22 protein-coding genes are annotated in these 23,919 nt (G+C 52.5%); 3 read left to right on the forward strand and 19 right to left on the reverse strand.

All coding sequences use genetic code 11. The annotated features are described in order from the left end of the window. Positions 1–63: 63 nt before the first annotated feature. From E2H98_RS01550 to sdhC, 17 genes are all read right to left on the reverse strand, one after another. Positions 64–1,284, reverse strand: coding sequence for an IS256 family transposase (locus E2H98_RS01550; protein WP_157591206.1), 1,221 nt, complete (start codon positions 1,282–1,284; stop codon positions 64–66). Then, entirely contained in the window at positions 1,244–1,666 is a 423-nt protein-coding gene (locus E2H98_RS01555) for a hypothetical protein (RefSeq protein ID WP_157591207.1), read from the reverse strand. Before E2H98_RS01555 ends, E2H98_RS01550 begins: the two co-directional genes overlap by 41 nt. Positions 1,667–1,677: 11 nt before the next feature. Next, positions 1,678–2,493 (reverse strand): hypothetical protein, encoded by an 816-nt coding sequence (locus tag E2H98_RS01560; protein WP_133592567.1) that lies wholly within the window; start codon positions 2,491–2,493, stop codon positions 1,678–1,680. A 411-nt stretch (positions 2,494–2,904) separates the two neighbouring features. Then, on the reverse strand, positions 2,905–3,219 hold the full coding sequence (locus tag E2H98_RS01565; RefSeq protein ID WP_133592568.1) for a hypothetical protein: 315 nt from the start codon (positions 3,217–3,219) through the stop codon (positions 2,905–2,907). A gap of 77 nt (positions 3,220–3,296) precedes the next feature. Further along, positions 3,297–3,926 (reverse strand): DUF1294 domain-containing protein, encoded by a 630-nt coding sequence (locus tag E2H98_RS01570; RefSeq protein ID WP_133592570.1) that lies wholly within the window; start codon positions 3,924–3,926, stop codon positions 3,297–3,299. 63 nt (positions 3,927–3,989) lie between these two features. Then, the gene (locus E2H98_RS01575) at positions 3,990–4,793 is read right to left on the reverse strand and encodes a hypothetical protein (protein WP_133592572.1); all 804 of its coding nucleotides are present in this window, start codon (positions 4,791–4,793) and stop codon (positions 3,990–3,992) included. A gap of 55 nt (positions 4,794–4,848) precedes the next feature. Next, complete coding sequence (locus E2H98_RS01580; RefSeq protein WP_133592574.1) at positions 4,849–5,757, reverse strand: hypothetical protein; 909 nt, start codon at positions 5,755–5,757, stop codon at positions 4,849–4,851. Between the two features lie 106 nt (positions 5,758–5,863). Then, positions 5,864–6,274, reverse strand: a complete 411-nt coding sequence (locus E2H98_RS01585; RefSeq protein WP_133592576.1) for a hypothetical protein — start codon at positions 6,272–6,274, stop codon at positions 5,864–5,866. Between the two features lie 589 nt (positions 6,275–6,863). After that, positions 6,864–7,556, reverse strand: a complete 693-nt coding sequence (locus tag E2H98_RS01590) for a hypothetical protein (RefSeq protein WP_133592578.1) — start codon at positions 7,554–7,556, stop codon at positions 6,864–6,866. A gap of 221 nt (positions 7,557–7,777) precedes the next feature. Further along, complete coding sequence (gene sucD, locus E2H98_RS01595; RefSeq protein ID WP_133592580.1) at positions 7,778–8,659, reverse strand: succinate--CoA ligase subunit alpha; 882 nt, start codon at positions 8,657–8,659, stop codon at positions 7,778–7,780. Beyond that, positions 8,659–9,825, reverse strand: a complete 1,167-nt coding sequence (gene sucC, locus E2H98_RS01600; protein WP_133592582.1) for an ADP-forming succinate--CoA ligase subunit beta — start codon at positions 9,823–9,825, stop codon at positions 8,659–8,661. Before sucC ends, sucD begins: the two co-directional genes overlap by 1 nt. A gap of 27 nt (positions 9,826–9,852) precedes the next feature. Continuing rightward, positions 9,853–11,106 (reverse strand): 2-oxoglutarate dehydrogenase complex dihydrolipoyllysine-residue succinyltransferase, encoded by a 1,254-nt coding sequence (odhB, locus tag E2H98_RS01605; RefSeq protein ID WP_133592584.1) that lies wholly within the window; start codon positions 11,104–11,106, stop codon positions 9,853–9,855. Between the two features lie 341 nt (positions 11,107–11,447). Next, entirely contained in the window at positions 11,448–14,240 is a 2,793-nt protein-coding gene (locus tag E2H98_RS01610; RefSeq protein ID WP_133592586.1) for a 2-oxoglutarate dehydrogenase E1 component, read from the reverse strand. Between the two features lie 275 nt (positions 14,241–14,515). Further along, on the reverse strand, positions 14,516–15,214 hold the full coding sequence (locus tag E2H98_RS01615; protein ID WP_133592588.1) for a succinate dehydrogenase iron-sulfur subunit: 699 nt from the start codon (positions 15,212–15,214) through the stop codon (positions 14,516–14,518). Between the two features lie 15 nt (positions 15,215–15,229). Continuing rightward, positions 15,230–16,993, reverse strand: coding sequence for a succinate dehydrogenase flavoprotein subunit (sdhA, locus tag E2H98_RS01620; protein ID WP_133592590.1), 1,764 nt, complete (start codon positions 16,991–16,993; stop codon positions 15,230–15,232). Then, positions 16,994–17,353, reverse strand: coding sequence for a succinate dehydrogenase, hydrophobic membrane anchor protein (gene sdhD / locus E2H98_RS01625; RefSeq protein WP_133592592.1), 360 nt, complete (start codon positions 17,351–17,353; stop codon positions 16,994–16,996). Continuing rightward, a complete protein-coding gene (gene sdhC / locus E2H98_RS01630; protein ID WP_133592594.1) occupies positions 17,347–17,721 on the reverse strand; it encodes a succinate dehydrogenase, cytochrome b556 subunit in 375 nt (124 codons plus the stop codon). Before sdhC ends, sdhD begins: the two co-directional genes overlap by 7 nt. 337 nt (positions 17,722–18,058) lie before the next feature. Between sdhC and E2H98_RS01635 the strand changes: the two genes are divergently transcribed. After that, on the forward strand, positions 18,059–19,354 hold the full coding sequence (locus tag E2H98_RS01635) for a citrate synthase (RefSeq protein ID WP_133592596.1): 1,296 nt from the start codon (positions 18,059–18,061) through the stop codon (positions 19,352–19,354). Positions 19,355–19,559: 205 nt separating this feature from the next. Beyond that, entirely contained in the window at positions 19,560–20,537 is a 978-nt protein-coding gene (gene galE / locus E2H98_RS01640) for a UDP-glucose 4-epimerase GalE (RefSeq protein ID WP_133592597.1), read from the forward strand. Positions 20,538–20,579: 42 nt separating this feature from the next. Here galE and yidD read toward each other — a convergent pair whose 3' ends face one another. Both yidD and E2H98_RS01650 read right to left on the reverse strand, forming a co-directional pair. Next, positions 20,580–20,819 (reverse strand): membrane protein insertion efficiency factor YidD, encoded by a 240-nt coding sequence (yidD, locus tag E2H98_RS01645; RefSeq protein ID WP_133592599.1) that lies wholly within the window; start codon positions 20,817–20,819, stop codon positions 20,580–20,582. After that, positions 20,807–21,664 carry a 6-pyruvoyl trahydropterin synthase family protein gene (locus tag E2H98_RS01650; RefSeq protein WP_162848208.1) on the reverse strand — a complete coding sequence of 286 codons (858 nt, stop codon included), beginning with the start codon at positions 21,662–21,664 and terminating at the stop codon, positions 20,807–20,809. Before E2H98_RS01650 ends, yidD begins: the two co-directional genes overlap by 13 nt. A 119-nt stretch (positions 21,665–21,783) precedes the next feature. On the opposite strand from E2H98_RS01650, the gene E2H98_RS01655 reads away from it, so the two are divergent. Then, positions 21,784–23,829: a S9 family peptidase gene (locus E2H98_RS01655; RefSeq protein WP_133592602.1), complete on the forward strand. Its 2,046-nt coding sequence runs from the start codon at positions 21,784–21,786 to the stop codon at positions 23,827–23,829. The last annotated feature ends 90 nt before the right edge of the window (positions 23,830–23,919 follow it).

Genomic DNA, 23,919 nt, shown 5'->3' on the forward strand with positions numbered 1-23,919 from the left:
AACGAAGTCGACTCTTCTTCTTGCCCTTCCGAGACTGTCCAGAATTTTGTGTAACTGGCGGATTTACACCTTCACGCGGTCTTCGCCGAACACGATCAACAACTGATTCAGTGCGGCTTTCCAGTCGTGTACCGGCATCGTCCACTTTTCCGCGATCCGATGCAAGGTTAAGTACAACACCTTCAAGATTGCCTCGTCATTCGGGAAGGCTTTCTTGGGCTTCAACACTTTCTGCAAGCTGGCGTTGAGTGATTCAATCGCGTTGGTCGTGTAGATGATTTTCCGTATCTCCGGTGGGTAATCAAAGAACACCGTCAACCGTGTCCAGTTGTTACGCCAGCTCGGCCCAATATGCGGATACTTCCCGCCCCAGTTCTGTTCAAATTCAGCCAGCGCCCGCTGTGCTTCGCTTTCCGTTGCCGCTCGATAAATCAACCGTAAATCGGCCGCCACGGCCTTACGCTCTTTCCAAGGGACGAAGTGCAGCGAGTGACGCACTTGATGGACGATGCATTGCTGCACATGGGTCTGCGGGTAGACCGCATTAATCGCTTCCGAGAAGCCTTTAAGGCCATCGACACAGGCAATCAATACGTCATTGACGCCGCGATTTTTCAGTTCATTGATAACGCTTAACCAGAACTTGGCGCCTTCACTGCTGGCCAACCATAACCCTAAAATCTCTTTCTCACCGCGCATGTTGATGCCAAGCGCTACATACACGGAGCGATTGCCGACCATGCCATCCTGCCGCGACTTCGTCACCAAGGCATCGAGATAGACAATCGCATAAGTCGAATCGAGTGGTCGCTTCTGCCATTGCTGCACCTCATCCATGACCTGTTCGGTCACCTGGCTTATCAGCGCCGGTGACACCGCGTTGCCGTAGGTTTCTTGCAGGTAGTCGTGAATGTCGCGCTGACTCATGCCGTAAGAGTAGAGTCGTACGATGGCGTCCGTTATGCTGCCAACGCGTCGTTGATGCTTGCCGATAAACCGAGGCTCAAACTCGGCATTCCGGTCACGTGGGACTTCGATATCCAGTGGGCCATGCTCGGTTTGCACTTGCTTGGTCGATCGGCCGTTACGTGAATTACCGGAGTTGCGACCTTTGACGGCGTGTTTGTCATAACCCAGATGCTGTTCCATTTCGGCCTTCAGCGCCCGCTCCGCGACCTGCTTGAACAACACTTTGGTTAGTGCCTGGAAGTCTTCGGTTGATTTGCAACTGTCTAATAATTCATCAAGTGTGGTATGGGTGCTGACAGGTTTTTCTGGCTTCATAATGCTCTCCTATTGAGGATATGATGAAGCCAGTTACACAAAAATCAAAACGGTCCCGCCCTTCCTCTGGGTTTTCGGCCCCGACATCAATCTTTTCAGCAGAGGAGCCTTCCTGCAGATACTCAACGATATCCCAGCCGATCAGAAAAATAACCAGAGCACTGGCGATAACCCAGACCGATGCATAGGACACTTGCAATGAGTGCGCTTCAAACGCATAAAACTGAAAAACCAGCACCAACAACGACGTAACAAAATAGGCAAGAAATGGCCAGTTACGATAGTGCCATATCTCGGAGCCGACACTGGTAACAGAGATGCGGAGCATTGCCAGTGACCAAATAATCAAGATGCCACCCCACCACTCAATTTCCGTAAGCATGCTGTTTTTCCTTATTTTGCTTGAGCTAACGCTTCTTCGTCCTGACCATCGGCTGACTCATCCGCATCATCATCGCTTGAGTCTTCTGAAGTGATCTGATGCACGTAGAAAATCGGGAGTGCCACCGTTACCGCAATGCCAAGTAACAGCCAGAACCAAAATCCTTTAAATAGCAGAATGGTCAACATGGTAAATACCACACCGTGAAATAGCCCTCTGACGAAGGCAGCACGAACCAACATATGGCGCAAAATGGTTTCGGGCGATTTCTTGGTGAGCATGAATTCACGAGCCATTTCGCGCATGACAACAACAGCAGCTTCAGCGTCCGCCTGTTGCGCTTTGAGGCCAGCCATCATTTTTGGTATCGGCTTGTCGAGAAACTTGTCGTAGGAACTGTCAGACGCCTCATAATCCTCAACGGCAGAGGCAGCCTCTGGTATCGCTTCAAGGAATGCGTCTTTCGTTGTGTAACGATTCGACAGAAAGAAATAGGCAGCATGCTCACCCACTTGGTCGTAAAACACGTCAACAGCAGCGCCTATAATCACCCCTGCCTCAAATAGCTCGGCAAGCGGCGCCAAAGGCAGACCTTCACGGGTGCTCGTGTCAACGATTATTGATAAATGGCCATTACCTACGCTAAACGAATGATTGAACCATGATTCGTCATTCCACGTGGAGCTCAGATCAACACCCAACTTATCAGCCCAGCGAGCGGCATCTTTCGCTTTGTTCGCGGAAAGCGCCATGACATGGAGTTGTAGAAGTTTGAACTGTACGGGTGTAGAGAAAAAAAGCGTTATCGTTTGTTGATTTTGTGACATCTAAAATCGTTCCGTGATGGCGTTCTCATTCGACGCGGTATTCTTATGCAACCAGCGAGTATCAACAAGCAAAATTTTCGGAATGCGGCCTCATTACACACGCACTGACCGCAAGCTCAACCGCATCAACCACAAATATGCACCATGGTACCCCCAAATATATCTTCAAATTGGTTCCGTGGTGGCTTGGCTTCCAACAATCCCCGGATAGGTGCGTTTTTGTCATACTCGAAACTCATTCTGTTGGTGAGCTTTCCTGCCATTTGAATGATCTTCGGCCTCGGTGGCATAGTCTCAGACGCTACTCGACCTCCCAGTACCGTGAGAAAGTCATCACAGGGTTCGCACGCTTCTCGCTGACCTTTATTACCGAAAAGCGCTCTACACGAGCTAGGGCGGCGTTCTTTTGCCTTACTCTTCTGACTCTATGGCTAGATACATTTCTTTACCGAAAGAAATGTAATAGAGCGGCAAAAACATGGCCTTCAAGAAATTGGACGAGAAAGAGTTCTTTACCACAATTTTTCCTGCGCGAATTTCACTAACAGGAAATTCCGGGCTGGAGCACCAGTCAATCTCGGCCTTGAGCATTTTGCAGCCTTCTGGCAACGTTACTGATTGAGTAGTGCCACGCTTAATAACCGCTATTTCTTTACTGTCTGCGAGCAAGCGATAGTCGCGCACCATATCCGCAAACTGCTTTGGCCTTGTTACCTTGATTTCCATGCCCCCCCCTTATAGGCATACAGAACTTGTAGGGTGCAATGTATTGCGCCGCACGGTTGGCGCTTCATCGAGGTTACCTACGCGAGCTTCTTCAAATACACAAAAAGCAGAAGTAAATTAAACAACGCCGTTACCCAGAAGACCACCCGGAAACTTCCCTTTACTGACTTATGCCTGAGGATACGCTGCGCAATCAAGGCACCGGGCCAGCCGCCTGCCAAGCTGAGAAAATGAAGCGTGTTTTCAGGTGTGCGGCGGTCGCCATTCTGTGCAGCGCGTTTATCGAGCCAATAGAAAGCGAAGGTAATCAATGACGCAACGAGATAAACCAGCGCGACTTCCTGCGGCATCCACTTCATAAACACCGAGATCGCTAGCGCGACGACAAACAATGTCGTCAGCCAAAACGCCTGAGAATCCTTTCCGCGATTCACGCTCTCATTCGCCATCTTTCGTGCCGCGACGATCTTTTCAGTGCGTTTACGTGAAATCTCAGCCTGTGGCCGAGTCCAGACCATTTTTGCTTTGGTGCCGCCTTTGTCATCAGGATGCTCGGTATAACGAACCGTGTCACCGTTCATCGGGCGAGCCTGACCAGGTGCTAAAGCCGAATGATGAAAGAACACCCTCGCCCCGCCATCATCAGGCAGGATAAATCCGTATCCTTTGGCATCCCGCCAGCCTGAAACTTTGCCGCGTTTTTCCATCGATCACCCGATACACCATGTAAGACTCAATGCATTGCTTGCCAATCGGACCTGCCCGGGCTTTTATCCTGAAAACGCATCCAACAAGTTTCTTTTGACTACTTTGCTCATCGCGGCAGCGCAGTTTACTTCAAATAAGTCGATCAGAGATTGTTCTATTAAGCGCCTCTCTGAATCAGAGTACTCGAGGAAATCACTCCACCAATCCCCTACTGCGACTGGTCGATGTAAAGAGTTGTTCGAGAACCCAATTTCTTTACCTGTTGCAGGGTCCACAAAAATATAATTGAACGTAACGTACACTTCATTTCCCGAGTCAGCCGTATTGAGTAAGCCATATCCACTGTGCTGTCCGTAAACAATACATCCAGAAGACTTGGCGCAACGTCGAACACCATAAGACGGCACAACAAGCAGCAACGCGTCCGCACCTTTCACGCGCTCATCACTCTTCATTATGCTGATTAGCCCTTCAACACCGGATGGTTCATTCGATAGCTTTTCAATCAGACTTGTTTCGACTCCGCGCTTATAAATCTCCCAATTCTCACCTCGATCGAATGGTATATCTATCACCGACCAACCATTGTTCACCAATGATTCGATAAGCTTTTCTCGAAAGCGACGATGAAGCTGAAATGAGGGTTCGGAGGCGAAACTTCTGGCTCTACTGGCAGCCCATCCAAGTGAAATCCCAGTAACACTTGGCTCCATAACCAGTAGCGGAACGATACTTTTAACAGAACCTTTTTGAAAAAGCTGACTATCGTTTACCGTGACGCATGAGGTCAGTAGCAATAAAAGAGGCGCGCACAAAATTCGTGAAATATATGTTTTTGCTTTCTTGACAATTGATATCAACGACATCCTAAATCACCTTTGGCTAATCCATTGATTATCGCTAGATGGACGGCCATTTTGCCTAACGCCCTTCCATGTGAGCGTCCTTATATCGCTGTTCTTCGTCAGAAACATCTTGATTTATTGGTCGCCTTTTTAACGATTCTTTTTGTTTTCGCACTTCATGAAACAATCCGCCACCTTTTATAACTATTGTCGTTTGGCGTTGTATTTTTTCGACACGGCCATCGGACGACGCCTCTAAAACCACCACCCGCGTACCGGAGAAATCAGGCTGTTCTCCTGCACCTAAATGTAATGATGAATTGATTAATTCAATCGCATCCATGCCGGTAATTGCAGCTGCCTGCTCCATGCTTTTTTCGTACTCAGATTGTAGGAGTACGGGGTCCAGCACTAGCGTCACTTCGTATATCTGATTTGGTGTTTCAGAAGGTGCCACCTTCAGTGGGGCGGGTGCGAGCGCCCCTGGCTCGGTATAAAGTTGACCTTCCGATAAGGCGCCCAAATAGAGGTTGTAACCTGCTATAACATCAACAACATGATTTGTATCACAGTGAATTTCGAACGCAGCCCACGTGAATACAACCCCTCCACAGTGCTTCCGGATTTCTGGGTGTTTCTCGAGAAACGCATCAAGACGTGCATTAATCTCAGCCTTATTCAGTAGTTCGATATGTGAGCCTGGTTTGTTCAAAACGCGAGCCGGCAGCTTCCAAGCCTCTATTTCTGGAACATCACCTTTGGGAAATGAATATTCAAGTTCCAGACCTTCCTCTCGCTCGCCAATTATTCGCTCGACGATTGTGCTTCGTGAATTTGAGCTGCCACTGCTCCCCTCACTGGATTTCGACTCGGTTTGAACTTCGTAAATAATTAAAGACGTGGAAGGGTCGTCTACCAGAGAAGCGTTTTGAGAAGCATACGCGGGTAGAGATGTTGTGAATAAAAAGATGAGTAAAAATTTCACTCGCTATATACCTCTCGAAATCAACATTGACGCAGCAAAAAGGGCTCTTCCCCTTGCCCCTTGGGCTTCATTCTTCAGCCCAACCTACGCGCTACGCGTGCCCCCTTCAGCAGAGAAGATGCCAGGCGTGTGCATACTGCTCACCTCTCTGAATCAACCCAGAACGCGGCACTACTTTTCGACCGCCGGGGGCTTGATAAATAAACTCCGGCAGCGCAGGCGCTGGGATAATCCAAATCTCGGGAGGGATCGAAGGATTAGCAATTTCACCGTGATAGCAAACAAACGCTAGAAAGTGCCCATTTGGTAACTCTTTTACATTATCGACTGGCCAAGAGGTTTTCCCGGCTAAGCCTTTGACGTCTATGGAAATGGAATCACCAGGCGACCTGACAACTGAGATATCGACACCCTTTTTGTTACCCAAGGTGATTAAGGCGTTTGCCCCAAGACGATGCAATGACGATAACACGAAGAACTCAGCCGTCAGGTTTGTGTTATAGCCTTGGTCGCTCATGTACATCTCCTTTGCCGGGGTAAAAAATCGTAAAATCTAGATGGATGTCCTTTTGTCGTTTTTGTCGTTTTAACCTTCGTTTAACATTATTGTTTTCAGGATTCAAAACGAGCTATTGAAAGGATACCCTCAATTAGTCAGTTACGGGCCCCGTCTTAGCTGGTTTAGGTACGATTAGTGTAGCGTAATCGTACGCATGAACACCTCATCTACCACGTAAAATCAAACAAAATCATTGCTACATGAAAATGGGGATTCCAACTATTGTCGGAGTTACAGCAAAACACATTCGTACGATTACGCCTTCGGCTAATCGTACCTACGCGAGCTGTCAATCTCTAGGTGGGTGTCCTTTTGTCGTTTGTCATCTCTAGATGGATGTCCTTTTGTCTGTCTTTTGTCTGTTCACAGATTTGCCAACAGCTCTTTATTCAGGCTAACTTGATACTCGGCCATCGTCCGTTCTCCTCGGTAAGTTTGTTTTCTTGACAATTACAATCTTACGGAATTGAACTCGACGATGGCCGCTCACTTTCTAGCCAACTTCGAATTTACAGCAGTTTACGGACTTAACCAACCTTTACATGACTCATTGATTCTTGATATTTAAATGAGTCCAAACAGTAAAACCACTAGAAGAACTAAACGGCTTTTTTATTTCCAGTATTAACGAATATCCTTCCCCATCATACGAAACCACCGCATGGTCTTTGGTGCTCCGACTATTTGCAGTCAGATTTATCCATGAGATCAACTGTTTACGTTCTGAGTCAAATTTAGTTGTGTCTGTTGAATATTTTCTGTAATCGTCAATCAAATCCATCACTTCAGAATGATTTAGATCCGCCTTTAGCGTAAATGAGACTCTCAAAATCTCATTGTTCTCGCCTACCATTACATAAAAACTACCGCCTTGAATGCTCAGCATTCTACCGCCAGGAAACTGGACGTTAACTTTCGTGGTTTCTGTAGGAGAAAAACACATATAAGGCCGCAGTTCATCTAAACACCTAAGCCCTGAGTCATTTAATAAAATTCTCTCTTCTTTATTGAGTGTCACGCTAAAAACATGTGGCTCAGATTCAACAAAAATATGGAATACAAACATTACTAATAAACCAAGAACCACAAAAGACGGGATACCAATTGAGAGCGAGATCAGAGTCCTATTTTTTACAAATAATATGACGCCTATTGTTGTTCCTGCCAACGAAGCCAGTAGTAGGAAGAGCATAAAAATCGCAGCTAACATTCCTCCATAAATTGCTTCCACACCAATCATTTTTTTACTCCATTTTTTTTGGCACGAATATCCAAGTACTTCAATCTATACAGAATTTCGCACTACGATTTTATGGTTCAATGATACGTTGAATCCCTTGTTCTAACTATCACAGCTGAACACCAACTCATTTCTATACCGAAATTTTCTCCATTAAATTAGTCTGTCAGCCGACAAAAAAACCCGGCATTCGCCGGGTTTTTCTTACTGCACCGCAAAAATTACTTAGCCTTCCAGCCCGTAATTTCCATCACGCCTTTACCAATGTCCGCTGGCGAACGCACAGCGTGAACTTTGGCAGCAGCCATGGCGGCGAATTTCTCTTCGGCGGTGCCTTTACCACCGGAGATGATGGCACCGGCGTGGCCCATGCGCTTGCCCGGAGGGGCGCTGATGCCGGCGATAAAGCCGACGACTGGCTTGGTGACGTGAGCGCGAATGTATTCGCAGGCTTCTTCTTCGGCGCTGCCCCCGATTTCACCGACCATGACAATCGCTTCGGTTTGCGGATCGTCCTGGAACAGCTTCAACGCGTCGATAAAGGTGGTGCCCGGAATCGGGTCGCCGCCGATACCGATACAGGTGGACTGGCCGTAGCCCAGATCGGTGGTTTGTTTCACTGATTCGTAAGTCAGCGTGCCTGAGCGGGAAACGATGCCGACTTTACCTGGCAGGTGAATGTGGCCCGGCATGATGCCGATTTTGCATTCGCCTGGGGTGATGATGCCGGGGCAGTTCGGGCCAATGAGGCGCACGCCTTTTTGCTCGACGTAGACTTTCACGTCCAGCATATCCAGAGCCGGAATGCCTTCGGTGATGCAGACGATCAGCGGCACGCCAGCGTCAGCAGCTTCGATGATCGAATCTTTGCAGTACGGCGCCGGCACGTAGATAACCGATGCGTCCGGTTTTACGGTGGCAACGGCTTCGCGCACGGTGTCGAACACTGGCAGGCCGAGGTGGGTGGAACCGCCTTTACCTGGGGTGATGCCGCCAACCATTTTGGTGCCGTAGGCAATCGCTTGTTCGCTGTGGAAAGTGCCTTGTTTGCCGGTGAAGCCCTGGCAAATGACCTTGGTGTCTTTGTTAATTAAAACGCTCATTATTTACCTCCCACCGCTTCAACGATTTTCGTTGCAGCGTCAGTCAAACCGGTTGCCGGGGTGATGTTCAAACCACTTTCCTGCAGTTTCTTGGCGCCGAGTTCAGCGTTGTTGCCTTCAAGGCGAACAACGACCGGCACTTTCACGCCCACTTCTTTGACGGCACCGATGATGCCTTCGGCAATCATGTCGCAGCGGACGATGCCGCCGAAGATGTTGACCAGAATGCCTTTGACGGCGGTGTCAGAGAGAATGATTTTGAACGCTTCGGAAACGCGTTCTTTGGTGGCGCCGCCACCGACGTCCAGGAAGTTGGCTGGTTGGCCGCCGTGCAGCTTGATGATGTCCATCGTTGCCATCGCGAGGCCAGCACCGTTGACCATGCAACCGATGTTGCCTTCCAGCGCTACGTAGTTCAGTTCCCACTGCTTGGCGCGCAGTTCGCGCTCGTCTTCTTGCGTTGGGTCGAACATGTCGCGCAGTTTTGGCTGGCGATACAGGGCGTTGTCGTCGGCGTTGATTTTGCCATCCAAGCACAGCAGTTTGCCGGCGCCGGTGATGACGAGCGGGTTGATTTCAACGAGGCTCAAGTCCAGATCTTTGAACATTTTGCCGAGGCCCATGCACAGGTTGGTGAATTCTTTCACCTGGTCGGCATTCAGGCCCAAACCAAAGCCGAGATCGCGGCACTGGTAAGGCATGATGCCAACCAGCGGATCGATGGTCGCTTTCAGGATTTTTTCTGGGGTTTCGTGCGCAACTTTTTCAATGTCTACACCGCCTTCGGTGGAGGCCATGATCACGATGCGACGGGTCGCACGGTCCAGCACGGCGCCCAAATACAATTCTTTGGCGATATCGCAGGGTTCTTCAATCAGCACGCGGTGTACTGGCTGACCACGCGAATCCGTTTGGTAGGTGACCAAACGGGTGCCCAGCATAGCTTTGACGGCCGCATCCAGTTCGGATTTGCTGCCAACAATTTTCACACCACCGGCTTTACCACGGCCACCGGCGTGCACCTGGGCTTTGACGACCCACTTCGATGTTCCCAAGCGCTCAGCAGCGGCTAAGGCTTCTTCCGCGCTATGTACTGCTTCGCCACGCGAAACTGGCATGCCAAAGTCAGCAAAAAGCTGCTTGGCCTGATACTCATGAACATTCATGCTCTATTCCTCACCTAAAATTTTCGCTTACACGTTCAGCAGCAAACGCGCTGGATCTTCAATGAACTCTTTAATCGTTTTCAGGAAGCCGACCGACTCACGACCATCGATGATGCGGTGGTCGTAAGACAGCGCCACGTACATCATCGGCTGAATGACGATTTGGCCGTTGACCGCAACCACGCGATCTTCGGTACGGAACATTCCGAGAATGGCCGACTGCGGCGGGTTGATGATTGGCGTGGCCATCAACGAACCGAATACCCCACCGTTGGAAATGGTGAACGTACCGCCGGTCATTTCTTCGACGGTCAGCGAATTGTTTTTCGCTTTCTGGCCCATTTCACCAATGGTTTTCTCGACATCGGCCATCGACATGCGGTCGGTGTCGCGCAATACCGGCACAACCAGACCGCGCGGTGCAGAAACCGCAACGCCGATGTCGTAGTAGCCGTGATAGACGATGTCGTTACCATCGATAGAGGCATTCACTTCCGGGTAACGCTTCAGCGCTTCGGTGGCGGCTTTGACAAAGAAGCTCATGAAGCCCAATTTCACGCCGTGGGTTTTCTCGAACTGATCTTTGTATTTCGCACGCAGCTCCATGACCGGCTTCATATTGATGTCGTTGAAGGTGGTCAGAATCGCGGCGTTGTGTTGGGCTTGCAGCAGGCGCTCGGCAATGCGCTGACGCAGACGCGTCATCGGTACGCGGCGCTCTTCGCGCTCGCCGCTGGCAACGGCTGGCGCCGGTGCCGCAGCCGGTGCGGATTTCGCGGCTGGCTTGTCACCACCTTTGATGTGGTTTTCAACGTCTTCTTTCGTTAAGCGACCGTCTTTGCCGGTGGCTTTGATTTTGCTGGCGTCGAGATTGTGCTCGGCAACCAAACGGCGAACCGCTGGGCTCAAGGCATCGAGATTGGCGCTAGACGATTCCTCAGACTTGGACTTTTTATCCTCGTCTTTCGACTTTTTGTCTTCGTCTTTAGACGACTTCTCTTCTTTTTTCTCTTCTTTCTTGTCGTCTTTTGCCGACTCGCCGCCGCCTTTCTTGAACTTGGCGATGACTTCTTCGGCGCCAACGGTGCTGCCCTGGTCTTTCAGAATTTCTTCGATGACGCCGTCATCCGGCGCGGACACTTCCAAGACCACTTTATCGGTTTCGATATCGACCAGCACTTCATCGCGCTTGACCGATTCGCCCGGCTTTTTGTGCCAGGTGGCAATGGTGGCTTCGGCTACCGATTCCGGCAGTACGGGCACTTTGATTTCAATCGACATTTTTTTGTCTCCATTTGGCGCCTTTTGCGCCGCGTTTATTCGATGCGGAATCTAAAAATTCCGCTTCGCTTTGACAACATACCCCGTATGGGGCGGCTGTTTGTTACCGGGTGATGAAACTCATTGGTTTCATTCCCGACCGGGCCATTAATGTGGACCGGAAAATCGCGTGAGGCGATAGAGATATTCCCTTTCGACTCGACTGGATTCCCGCCTACGCCCCACAGGGAGGTGGGAAGTGTCGTGGCGAGTAAGGAACTCGCTCGACCGCGGGAATGACAGAAAAAGTAACCTTCCGCGTCATTCCCGCGTAGGCGGGAATCCAGATATTTCTTTACTGCTTAACCCAGTGCTTTCGCGACCAACGCTTTCTGCTGTTTGTCATGCAGCGAGGCATAACCGACTGCCGGCGCTGCTGAGGCCGGGCGACCGGCAAAACTCAGCGTGAAGCCAGCCGGGAAGCACTCTTTGAAATGGTGTTTGCTGCTGTACCAGGCGCCTTGGTTTTTTGGCTCTTCCTGGCACCAGACAAACTCTTTCACGTGCGCGTAATCTTCCAGCACTTTCTTCAGGCCGCTGGTCGGGAACGGATACAGCTGCTCGATACGGATAATCGCGACATCTTCACGCTTGTCTTCGCGGCGCTGTTCGAGCAGGTCGTAATAGACTTTGCCCGAGCACAATACAACGCGTTTGACCTTCTTCGGATTGATGTTGTCGATTTCACCGATAACGGTTTTGAATTTGCCGTTGACGATTTCGTCCATATTCGACACGGCCAGCTTGTGGCGCAGCAGCGATTTCGGCGACATGACGATCAGCGGGCGGCGCATCGGGCGAATCATCTGACGGCGCAGCATGTGGAAAACCTGCGCTGGCGTGGTCGGCACCACGACCTGCATGTTCTGTTCGGCACAGAGTTGCAGGAAGCGCTCCAGACGAGCCGATGAGTGTTCCGGCCCCTGCCCTTCATAACCGTGTGGCAGCAACAGCGTCATGCCGCACAAACGGCCCCACTTCTGCTCGCCGCTGGAAATGAATTGATCGATCACGACTTGCGCGCCGTTGGCGAAATCACCGAATTGCGCTTCCCAGATCACCAATGCCCGTGGCTCGGTGGTGGCGTAACCGTATTCAAAGGCCAGCACCGCTTCTTCCGACAGCACCGAATCGATGACGTTGAAGTGCGCTTGATCTTTGGAAATGTTTTTCAGCGGAATATAAGTTTCGCCGGTGTGCTGTTCGTGCCATACCGCATGACGGTGGAAGAACGTGCCACGGCCGCAATCCTGACCGGAAATGCGCACCCGGAAACCTTCTTCGAGCAGCGTGGCGTAGGCCAGCGTTTCGGCGCAGCCCCAATCGAAATCGACTTCGCCTTTGAACATCTTGCGGCGGTCTTCGATGATTTTCGCGACCCGCGATTGCATCGTGAACCCTTCCGGCACCGTGGTCAGCACTTCGCCCAAACGGGCGACGCGCTCTTCGTCAATTGACGTGTCGGCAGCGGCTGTCCACTTCTGGCCCATGTAAGGAGTCCAGTCGGTGGAGAACGGATGCTTCAGGCCAGTAACGATATGCGGAACCACCTGCTCGCCAGCGTCAAGTTTGTCGCGATAATCGTCGGCGATTTTCTTGACTTTATCTTCGTCGAGCACGCCTTCTTTCATCAGTTTTTCGGCGTACAACTGACGCGCGGTTGGGCGTGCCTTGATCACTTTGTACATGACCGGCTGCGTTGCCGTCGGCTCGTCGGCTTCGTTATGGCCCCAACGGCGATAGCAAACCAGATCGATAACGACATCCTTCTGGAATTTCATCCGGTAATCGAGCGCGAGTTGGGTGGTGAACATCACCGCTTCGGCATCGTCGGCGTTTACGTGCAGCACAGGCGCTTGCACCATTTTGGCAATGTCGGTGCAGTAAACGGTTGAACGCACGTCTTCTTGTTTCGAGGTGGTGAAACCAACCTGGTTATTGATCACGATGTGCACAGTACCGCCGGTGTTGTAACCGCGGGTCTGCGACATGTTGAAGGTTTCCATGACGACGCCCTGACCGATAAAGGCCGAGTCACCGTGAATGGCAATAGGCAACACTTGCAGACGGGTTTCGTCGTTGCGGCGGTTTTGGCGTGCACGCACCGAACCTTCGATTACCGGAGTAACGATTTCCAGGTGCGACGGGTTGAACGCCAACGCCAAGTGCACGGAGCCGCCGGGCGTTTCGTAATCGGATGAGAAACCCATGTGATATTTGACGTCACCGGAGCCGGTGTGGGTGACGTGCCTGCCGGCAAATTCGTCGAACAGATTCGCCGGTTTTTTGCCGAGCACGTTGACCAGCACGTTCAAGCGGCCACGGTGAGCCATGCCGATAACGATTTCTTTGACGCCTTGTTCGCCGGCGCGAGAAATCATTTCGTGCATCATCGGCACAAACGAATCACCGCCTTCCAGCGAGAAACGTTTGGCGCCAGGGAATTTGGTGCCCAGGTAACGCTCAAGACCTTCAGCGGCCGTTAAACCGGCCAGCAAAGTTTCTTTCGAATCGTCGCGCATTTGCGGTTGGCAACGCGCTTTTTCGATGTATTCACGCAACCAGACTTTTTCGTTCTGGTTGACGATATGCGAGCTTTCCAGGCCAACGCTGCTGCAATAGCAATCGATCAAATGCTGGTAAATATCGCCGAGCGTGCGCTCGGTAGGACCATATAAATTCGAGCGGAACACGGTGCCAAAATCGCGCTCGGACAAGCCATGGTATTCGAGGCTCAAATCCGGCACTTGTTCTTGCTTCCACAAACCCAGTGGGTCGAGATTGGCGTGTTGGTGACCGCGTGAACGGTAAGCGTTAATCAAGCGCAGAACGCTGTCTTGCTTGGTTTCGTGTTCGGCGTTGATTTCGCCACGCACGACAGCGACTGGCTGACGGCGCCAGGCTTCGCGGAAATAGGCTTTGACCGGTTCATGGGCGTAGTCGACCGCACCCTGGCGCATTTCGCGAAAAATCGCTTGCCAGTTATCCGAAACGGAATTCGGGTCTTCCAGAAATTGTTCGTACAGTTCTTCGATATAGGCGGCAGTGCCGCCATTGAGATAGCTCTCTTTAAAGAGCTCTGCAATGCCAGACATATTGTTTACTCACCTTTTGTGAGCCCGATTTCCCACTCAAACCGTTTGGATTTGAGCACCTGTTAGCCGACGAACATTTTGTTTGCCGGTCACGCACAACGATGGTGGTCGTTACGCGTAAATCCTTGCAGCGTTGCCGCTGCGGACGGCCATGCATTCCGCACATTCGTCCAATAAAAAACCGCACACGCCCGGGTCTCGGACGTGTGCGGTCGAATTATAGATGATGAATGCGCCGTTGGCCGGGTTCATCTGTGTGCATCAGTGCAGATTCCTTACACACCACGCTGCAACAGCATGCTGCGGATTTTGCCGATGGCACGGGTTGGATTCAAACCCTTCGGACAGACGCTGACGCAGTTCATGATGCCGCGGCAACGGAATACGCTGTAGGCATCGTCCAAATCGGCCAGACGTTCGTTCGTGGCATCATCCCGGCTGTCGGCCAGGAAACGATAGGCTTGCAGCAGACCGGCTGGACCGACGAATTTGTCCGGATTCCACCAGAACGACGGGCAGGAACTGGAGCAGCAGGCGCACAGAATGCATTCCCACAGGCCTTCCATTTTCTCGCGATCTTCCGGGCTCTGCAGACGTTCGCGGGCCGGGGCCGGCGATTTGTTCTGCAGGTACGGTTTGATTTTTTCGTACTGGCGGTAGAACGTGCTCATGTCGACGGCCAGGTCGCGCACCACCGGCAGGCCCGGCAACGGACGAATGACGACCGGCTCTTTCAGCGATTTAACCGGCGTGACGCAGGCCAAACCGTTTTTGCCGTTCATGTTCATGCCATCCGATCCGCACACGCCTTCGCGGCAGGAACGGCGGAATGATAAGGTCGGGTCTTTGTCTTTCAGCTGGATTAAGGCATCCAGCACCATCATGTCTTTACCTTCTGGAATGTCGAGCTCGTACTCTTTCATGTACGGCGCCGTATCGACTTCCGGGTTGTAACGATAAACCTGAAAACGCATGGTCAGTTAACCCTCTTAATACGTACGCTTTTTCGGCTCGAAACCTTCAACGGTTTTCGGCGTCATGTTAACGGCACGCTTACTCATCGCTTCGGTTTTTGAGTCGTAGATCGAGTGGCACAGCCAGTTCGCATCATCGCGATCTTCGTAATCTTCGCGAGCGTGGGCACCACGGCTCTCGGTACGGAAATTCGCAGCGGTGGCGGTGGCAAACGCGGTTTCCATCAGGTTGTCGAGCTCCAGGCATTCGACACGCTGAGTGTTGAAGGCTTTGCTCTTGTCGGACAGCGACGCATTTTTCAAACGCTCACGCAATTTCTTCAGCTCTTCGAAGCCTTTGGCCATCGCTTCGCCGGTGCGGAACACGCCGAAATAATTCTGCATGCAGTTCTGCATTTCTTTGCGGATCTGCGAAGGATTTTCGCCTTCCTTGTTGTTTTCCCAGCGGTTGTAGCGGGCAAACGACGCTTCGACATCGGAGTCGGAGCAATGATTCAGCTGCAGCTCATCTTTGGTCAGGGCTTCGGTGACGTGCAAACCAGCCGCACGACCAAACACCACCAAATCCAGCAACGAGTTGCCGCCCAAGCGGTTAGCGCCATGCACCGACACGCAAGCGATTTCCCCAACGGCATACAAGCCTTCGACAACGTGATCTTTACCATCACGGAAAACCAGGGCCTGGCCATGCACGTTGGTCGGCACGCCGCCCATCATGTAGTGGCAGGTGGGCACAACCGGAATCGGCGCTTTCACCGGATCGACGTGGGCGAAAGTTTCGGCCAATTCGCAGATACCTGGCAGTTTGTCATGCAGGGTTTTCTGACCCAGGTGATCAAGCTTCAGCAACACGTGGTCTTTTTCCGGACCAACGCCGTTGCCGGCAAGAATTTCCTTGATCATCGAGCGGGCAACGACGTCACGCGAGGCCAAGTCTTTGGCGTTCGGTGCGTAGCGCTCCATGAAGCGCTCGCCTTTGCTGTTAATGAGGTAACCGCCTTCACCGCGGCAACCTTCGGTGACCAGCACGCCGGCACCGTGAATGCCGGTTGGGTGGAATTGCCAGAATTCCATGTCCTGCACTTGCAGGCCGGCACGCAGCGCCATGCCGACACCGTCACCGGTGTTGATGTGCGCGTTGGTAGTGGAGGCATAAATACGGCCGGCACCGCCGGTGGCGAAAATGACCGCACGTGAGCGGAACACTTCGATTTCACCGGACTCGATGTCCATCGCCGTAACGCCGCAGCACTGACCTTTGTCATTCATGACCAGATCCAGCGCATACCATTCATTGAAGAATTTGGTTTGGGCTTTGACGTTCTGCTGATACAGCGTGTGCAGCAGCGCGTGACCGGTGCGGTCGGCCGCTGCCGCGGTACGGGCGGCTTGCTCGCCGCCGAAATTCTTCGACTGGCCACCGAATGGGCGCTGATAAATGCGACCTTCTTTATTGCGCGAGAACGGCAGGCCCATGTGCTCGAGCTCATAGATAGCCTCGGGGCCGACTGAGCACATGTATTCGATAGAGTCCTGATCGCCGATATAGTCCGACCCTTTGACGGTGTCGTACATGTGCCAGCGCCAATCGTCTTCATGGGTATTGCCGAGTGCGACGGTGATGCCGCCCTGGGCCGATACGGTATGCGAACGGGTTGGAAAAACTTTAGAAATCAACGCGGTTTTCAGGCCGGCCTGGGCCAATTGCAGCGCCGCGCGCATGCCAGCGCCACCGGCGCCAACGATTACCGCGTCAAAAGTATGGGTGGCTCGTGCCATTTACACACCCCACAAAATGACGAGACCCCAGAGCAATAGCCCCAAGCAGGTCACGATCAACAAACTTTGTGCGACGAAACGCACTCCCACCGGCTTGACGTAGTCGGTTAATACGGTCCAGATACCAATCCAGGCGTGCGCGACCACCGCAAACACGGCGATCATCGTGGCGATTTTCATGATTGGTGATGTGAACAGGTTCAGCCACAGGCCGTGGGTCATTTCACCACTGCCGAGGGCGACGCCGAGCAGGTAACCGCCGACGTAAAGCGCGTAGGCCAGCAACACAACGGCGGACAGACGCTGAACAACCCAGTCGTGCAAACCGCTGCGACCAAAGGTGGTGGCTTGTCTTACCATACGACCACCCCCACGCCGATAGCGGCCAACAGGCTCAAAGCGATGACCGCGATGGAAGTCTGACGGCCGGCGCTCAGCGATTCAGCATGGCCAAGGTCCATGACCAGGTGGCGTACGCCTGCAATCAGGTGGTAACAAAGCGCGGTCAGAATGGCCCACAATCCGAACTTGGCCCACGGCGCCGTCAAGCATTGCTTGAGGGTTTCAAAACGGGCTTCGGACGCCAGTGTCTCCTGCAACATATAAAGCAGGACCGGCAGACCCAGGAACAACACGACACCGGAGATACGGTGCAAGATCGACGATATCGCCATCACAGGCATTTTGATGGTCGTCAGATCAAGATTGACTGGACGTTGCGTATTCACAGTTTCTCGTCTTTTGTAGGTTGGACAGCCCAAGAACAGGCCGAAATTGCATATCAGCGTTTGTTATGGCGCCAATGGGCGGGCGAATTATAGGCGCGCATCCCTTTGAAGACAAATGGGATTCTTAACCAAGTTACCGTAAATCGAGTCAATTCAACCTTGGTCGAATACGACGTTGATCAAATCAAGCGTACAAATTGCCTTTTGGCTATTGGCGCTTGATCGTCTATAGTCTGCACCCGCAAAACTGAGCCATACTCAGCTCGATACGTACCAGGGGATAAAAGGATCATCCAGATCTGTCCACCCTGCTCTTATGAACCAGAAGGAGTTAAACATGGCAGACAAGGTCGCCAAACTGCACCTTCCCGGCCAAGCCGAACCACTCTCCTTGCCGATTTATTCGCCAAGCCAGGGCCAGGATGTCATCGACATTCGCGAACTGGGCAAACACAAACATTTCACTTATGACCCGGGCTTTTTGGCCACTGCTGCTTGCGAATCGAAAATCACTTACATCGACGGCGACGCCGGTGTGCTGCAATACCGCGGTTATCCGATTGAACAACTGGCCGAAAACTCGTCGTTTCTGGAAGTGGCCTACCTGTTGATCAAAGGCGAATTGCCGAGCAAAGCCGAACTCGACAACTGGACCTATCACATCACCCATCACACGATGGTGCACGACCAGATGAACCGGTTTTTCTCCGGCTTCCGTCGTGACGCTCACCCGATGGCGATCATGGTTGCCGTGGTCGGTGCGTTGTCCTCGTTCTATCACGACTCGTTGGACATCAATAATCCGAAACACCGTGAAATCAGCGCGATTCGCTTGATCGCGAAGGTGCCGACACTGGCAGCGATGTCGTACAAGTACAGCATCGGTCAGCCGTTCATGTATCCGCGCAACGAATACTCGTATTCGGCTAACTTCCTGCACATGATGTTTGGCGTACCGTGCGCCGAATACCAGCCAGACCCGATTCTGGTGCGCGCGATTGATCGCATTCTGATTCTGCACGCCGATCACGAGCAGAATGCCTCGACTTCGACTGTGCGTTTGGCCGGCTCTTCCGGTGCCAACCCGTTCGCCTGTATCGCTGCCGGTATTGCTTCATTGTGGGGCCCGGCACACGGCGGCGCCAACGAAGCCTGTTTGACGATGCTGGAAGAAATCGGCAGCGTCGATCGCATTCCGGAATACATCCGCCGCGCCAAGGACAAGAACGATCCGTTCCGCCTGATGGGCTTTGGTCACCGCGTGTACAAAAACTTCGATCCGCGCGCAAAAATCATGCGTGAAACCGCGCACGAAGTGCTCGGCCACCTCGGTGCCGAAAACAGCGAACTGATGAAAGTGGCCATGGAGCTGGAACGCATTGCGCTGCAGGATGATTACTTCGTCGAGAAGAAGCTGTACCCGAACGTCGACTTCTACTCCGGCATCATCATGAAAGCCATGGGCATTCCGGTCAGCATGTTCACCGTGATGTTCGCGATGGCCCGCACCACCGGCTGGGTTGCCCAGTGGATGGAAATGATTGCCGAACCGAGCCAGAAAATCGGCCGTCCGCGTCAGCTTTACACCGGTGAAAAACACCGCGAATATCAGTCGATCGATAAACGCAAGTAATCATTTTTTGCCGATTATTGTGCCCTCAAGTCTTTTTTGCTTGTCATACCCGCGCAGGCGGGTATCCAGTGCTCCGAGTCAATGATGGATTCCCGCCTCCGCGGGAATGACACGGTAAAGGCGGCAGACTCGAAGCATCACTTTTTGGCAAATCATAACGGGGCTAGTGTGGCCCCGTTTTTTATCGCTTCAGGAAGAGAGATTCATGTCGAACAAAACCGTTCTGGTAACCGGCGGCGCCGGCTATATCGGCAGCCATGTTGTGCGTCAACTCGGCGAGCGCGGCGACAACATTGTTGTGCTGGATAACTTGAGCACCGGTCATAGCAAAGCCGTGTTGTTTGGCGAGCTGATTGTCGGCGATACCGGTGACAAGGAATTGGTCACGAAAATCCTGCGCGAAAAGAATATCGACGCAATTATGCATTTCGCGGCGAACACCGTTGTCCCTGAGTCAGTCGAAAAGCCGCTGCAGTATTATCGCAACAACACCGTCAACGTCTTGAACCTGCTTGAATGCTGCCAGCAAGTTGGCGTCAAGCACATGATTTTTTCCTCGACCGCTGCCGTTTACGGCACCCCTGACACACTGATGGTCACCGAGCAATCCCCCACCCGCCCGGAATCACCGTACGGTATGTCGAAGCTGATGAGCGAACATCTGCTGCGCGATTATTCCGCCACCGGCGCGATGAGCCATGTCATTCTGCGCTACTTCAACGTTGCCGGTGCCGATCCGCAAGCACGCATCGGTCAGGCAACACCGAACGCGACGCACTTAATCAAAGTGGCCGTCGAAGCGCTCTGCGGCAAACGCGAGAAAGTATCCGTTTTTGGCACAGATTACGCGACACCAGACGGCACCGGTGTGCGTGATTACATTCACGTCGAAGATTTAGCCGCTGCGCACTTGGCCGCGCTCGACTACCTGCGCAATGGCGGGAAATCGACGACACTGAACTGCGGATACGGCCACGGCTTCAGCGTATTGGAAGTATTGAAAACTGCCGAGAAAGTCGTCGGCAAACCGCTGAACATACATTACGGCCCACGCCGCGCCGGCGACCTCGCCGCCATTGCCGCCGACTCAAGTCGTTTACGTGAACTACTGAACTGGACACCGCAGTACGATGACCTCGAAAAGATCATTGCGCATGCGTATGCCTTCGAGAAAACGCTTTAACTTCTGAAAGAAAAATGAAATAGCGATGACAATAATGCATCGCTATTCTTTTGGCGGCACCGGATCATTGCCGCCGGGATGCATCGGATGGCAACGGCCCAAGCGCTTGATTGCCATTACCGAACCACGCCATGGTCCGTGCAGTTTGATTGCTTCGCGGGCATAAACACTGCAGGTCGGATAAAAGCGACATTGGCCGCCAATGAACGGACTCAAGATCCAGCGGTAAAGCTGAATCAGTGCCAACAATAGTGCGGTGACAACCGCGTTCAGCCAGCGCATTTTTCCGCGATGGCGCCTTTCAGCACCCCTTCGAATGCTCTTACCCGAACGTTGTCTGCACCGGTTTCACGTTGCGTGACCTCAGCAATATGGGCGGCGATATGTTCAACGGTCGATTCGGAGTCGATCGTGTGACAACGCGCTTTCGGCAGGTTAAGAAAATAATCGCCTTCCTGGGCACGATAACGTAGCAGCAGCATCGGTGTTTCGCCATCGGTCGCTTCGCCATGAATATGACTGCGGGTGACGATATAAATGTCGTCAAAGCGCTTGGCCCAGGTTTGCTCCCAAGCGGTCGAGCGTTCGCCGTCGATAAAAATTTCAATGCGCGAGCGATGACCATGGGCGATGCGCTGGCAGGCGCCGTCGTGTTTTTGCAAGCCATGACTGTAGCAATACGATGCACCGTCGATTTGTTCTTCGCGCAAGCGCAGTGTCAATTGCATGCCACGTGGCAGTTGTTCCTGGATATGTTGCTGCAGCCAGGGGCTCAGCAATTCGGCGGAGATATCGGTCAGTGGAATTTGTGCCAGCGCTACGGCAGGCGAACTATGCTGCCAAAGGAAATCACGCTGATCGCGAAATTGCAGCGCAACCTGTTCGCCCTGATAAGCGATTTGCAGGCCAGTGTACTTGGTCGGCACCAGCAAGCGATGGTCGACGCTATCATCAATCAGGCGCTTGATCTGCTTTTTGACCTTGGAGAAATCCAGCACCATGCCCTGGCGGTCGAGCGGGCCTTGCAATTCGATATCGACGATATAACTGGCGCCGATCAGGCCGCGCTCCGCCGACAGCGCGGAACAATCAATTACGGTCAGATGATCGACAAACAACGAGGCCATGGCAGCTGAATTCCGGAAATATTGCCGGCTATTGTACGCGATTTCAGCACCGAACAAGACTTGAGCCGGCAAAGCGCAACGCGGTAGCATCAGCGCTTTCCCAAAACCAGGGCCCCTCGATGAACAAGAACTTGAGCTTACGTCTCGCTGCCACCCTGCTCTGCACCGGCGCCTTTGCCGCCGAACCGTTCACCGTTGATCACATGTGGTCAATGCAGCGCCTTGGCGCGCCGTCGGCCTCGCCCGATGGTCGTTTGGTGGCGTTCACGGTCAGCAAAACCGATATGGCCGCCAACAAAAGCCTGACCGACTTATGGTTGCAGGACACGGCCGGCAAAACCGCAGCACGCCGACTGACGACACATGATGCATCGGAAAGCAGCCCGCAGTGGTCAGCTGACGGCAAGCATTTGTACTTTCTGAGTTCGCGCAGCGGCAGCAACCAATTGTGGCGCATCGCCATCGATGGCGGCGAAGCGACCCAGGTTTCCGATTACCCGATCTCGATCACCAGTTACCAGCTTTCACCGCTCGGCACACAGGTGCTGCTGAGTTTTGAAGTGTTTGCCGATTGCGACACGCTGCAATGCACCGCCGAGCGTGAGAAAAAACAAGGCGAAAGCAAAGTCAGCGGCAAGCTGTACAGCAAATTGTTTGTCCGTCATTGGGACACCTGGAAAGACGGCCATATTTCCCGTTTGTATCTGGACAAGATGGATAACGGCCACACGACAAACACGGTGCAGGCCATTTCAACGCTGGATGCTGATGTGCCATCAAAACCATTCGGCGGCAGCGATGAATACCGCTTCGCACCCAAAGGCGACGCCATTTATTTCAATGCCCGCATCAAAGGCGTCAGTGAACCGTGGTCAACCAATCACGATATCTATCGCTTTTCGCTCAGCTCCGGTGAATTGCAGAACCTGACACCGGATATGCCTGGCACCGATATCACGCCAACCGTTTCGCCGGATGGCAAGAAACTGGCCTGGCTGTCGATGGAGCGTGCCGGTTTTGAAGCCGACAAACTGCGCGTAATGGTTCGCGATTTGAAATCCGGCGACACGGTTGATGTCAGCAGCACCATTGATCGCTCTTTCGGCTCGTTGCATTGGAGCGCCGACAGCAAAACGCTGTTCGCCACCGCCAATGATTCCGGCCAACATTCGTTGTTTGCCGTCAATGTCAGCAACAAGAAATGGACACGCCTGGTCGACAAGGGTTATGTCGGCGGTTATGCACTGGCCAACAATGAAATCATTTACAGTTATGACACGCTGAAATCGCCGGTTGAGTTATTTCGCGTCAAGCAAAGCGGCGGGAAAGCCCAACAATTGACGCGCTTCAATCAGCCGCTGCTTGATGACATCAAGATGGGCGATTACGAGCAATTCAGCTTCAAAGGTTGGAACAACGAAACCGTCTACGGTTACATCGTTAAACCAGCGAACTTCGAGCAGGGCAAGGAATATCCGGTGGCGTTTCTGGTCCATGGCGGCCCACAGGGCAGCTTTGGCGATCACTTCCATTACCGCTGGAATCCGCAGGTTTACGCCGGTGCCGGTTATGTCGCGATCATGATCGACTTCCATGGCTCGACCGGTTATGGCCAAGCCTTCACCGACTCCATCAGTGGCGACTGGGGCGGCAAGCCGCTGGAAGATCTGAAAAAAGGTTTGGCGTTTGCCGCGGAAAAATATCCGTTTGTCGATGAAAACCGTGCTTGTGCGCTAGGCGCTTCCTACGGTGGTTACATGATGAACTGGATCGCCAGCCAGTGGGCCGACGGCTTCCGTTGCATCGTCAATCACGCCGGTATTTTCGATACCCGTTCGATGTATTACACCACTGAGGAATTGTGGTTTGTCGAATGGGAGAATCGTGGCCCGCAATTCAATGCGCCAGCCGAGTACGAAAAACACAATCCGATGAATCACGTCAAAGATTGGCGCACTCCGATGCTGGTCACCCATGGTTTGAAAGATTACCGGGTACCGTATTCGCAAGGCTTGGCCGCGTTCACCGCACTGCAACGCCAGGGTATTCCGAGCCAGCTGTTGGTCTATCCGGATGAAAACCACTGGTTGCTGAAACCGCAGAACAACCGTGATTGGCATCAGCATGTGCTGAAATGGCTGGATCATTGGACGGCCAAGCGCTGATCGCTCAGCAGAAAGCCGGACCTCGTGTCCGGTTTTTTAATGCCATGATCTTGACCATGCCGGTAGGAGATTATCCGACAAGCGGTTAGA

This window comes from Permianibacter aggregans (assembly GCF_009756665.1).
Taxonomy (GTDB): domain Bacteria; phylum Pseudomonadota; class Gammaproteobacteria; order Enterobacterales; family Permianibacteraceae; genus Permianibacter; species Permianibacter aggregans.

Bases quoted from the DNA above. Each gene is read 5' to 3' on its own strand.
- E2H98_RS01550 (WP_157591206.1), bottom strand. From the start codon at position 1,284: ATGAAGCCAGAAAAACCTGTCAGCACCCATACCACACTTGATGAATTA.
- E2H98_RS01555 (WP_157591207.1), bottom strand. From the start codon at position 1,666: ATGCTTACGGAAATTGAGTGGTGGGGTGGCATCTTGATTATTTGGTCA.
- E2H98_RS01560 (WP_133592567.1), bottom strand. From the start codon at position 2,493: ATGTCACAAAATCAACAAACGATAACGCTTTTTTTCTCTACACCCGTA.
- E2H98_RS01565 (WP_133592568.1), bottom strand. From the start codon at position 3,219: ATGGAAATCAAGGTAACAAGGCCAAAGCAGTTTGCGGATATGGTGCGC.
- E2H98_RS01570 (WP_133592570.1), bottom strand. From the start codon at position 3,926: ATGGAAAAACGCGGCAAAGTTTCAGGCTGGCGGGATGCCAAAGGATAC.
- E2H98_RS01575 (WP_133592572.1), bottom strand. From the start codon at position 4,793: ATGTCGTTGATATCAATTGTCAAGAAAGCAAAAACATATATTTCACGA.
- E2H98_RS01585 (WP_133592576.1), bottom strand. From the start codon at position 6,274: ATGAGCGACCAAGGCTATAACACAAACCTGACGGCTGAGTTCTTCGTG.
- E2H98_RS01590 (WP_133592578.1), bottom strand. From the start codon at position 7,556: ATGATTGGTGTGGAAGCAATTTATGGAGGAATGTTAGCTGCGATTTTT.
- sucD (WP_133592580.1), bottom strand. From the start codon at position 8,659: ATGAGCGTTTTAATTAACAAAGACACCAAGGTCATTTGCCAGGGCTTC.
- sucC (WP_133592582.1), bottom strand. From the start codon at position 9,825: ATGAATGTTCATGAGTATCAGGCCAAGCAGCTTTTTGCTGACTTTGGC.
- odhB (WP_133592584.1), bottom strand. From the start codon at position 11,106: ATGTCGATTGAAATCAAAGTGCCCGTACTGCCGGAATCGGTAGCCGAA.
- E2H98_RS01610 (WP_133592586.1), bottom strand. From the start codon at position 14,240: ATGTCTGGCATTGCAGAGCTCTTTAAAGAGAGCTATCTCAATGGCGGC.
- E2H98_RS01615 (WP_133592588.1), bottom strand. From the start codon at position 15,214: ATGCGTTTTCAGGTTTATCGTTACAACCCGGAAGTCGATACGGCGCCG.
- sdhA (WP_133592590.1), bottom strand. From the start codon at position 16,993: ATGGCACGAGCCACCCATACTTTTGACGCGGTAATCGTTGGCGCCGGT.
- sdhD (WP_133592592.1), bottom strand. From the start codon at position 17,353: ATGGTAAGACAAGCCACCACCTTTGGTCGCAGCGGTTTGCACGACTGG.
- E2H98_RS01635 (WP_133592596.1), top strand. From the start codon at position 18,059: ATGGCAGACAAGGTCGCCAAACTGCACCTTCCCGGCCAAGCCGAACCA.
- galE (WP_133592597.1), top strand. From the start codon at position 19,560: ATGTCGAACAAAACCGTTCTGGTAACCGGCGGCGCCGGCTATATCGGC.
- yidD (WP_133592599.1), bottom strand. From the start codon at position 20,819: ATGCGCTGGCTGAACGCGGTTGTCACCGCACTATTGTTGGCACTGATT.
- E2H98_RS01650 (WP_162848208.1), bottom strand. From the start codon at position 21,664: ATGGCCTCGTTGTTTGTCGATCATCTGACCGTAATTGATTGTTCCGCG.
- E2H98_RS01655 (WP_133592602.1), top strand. From the start codon at position 21,784: ATGAACAAGAACTTGAGCTTACGTCTCGCTGCCACCCTGCTCTGCACC.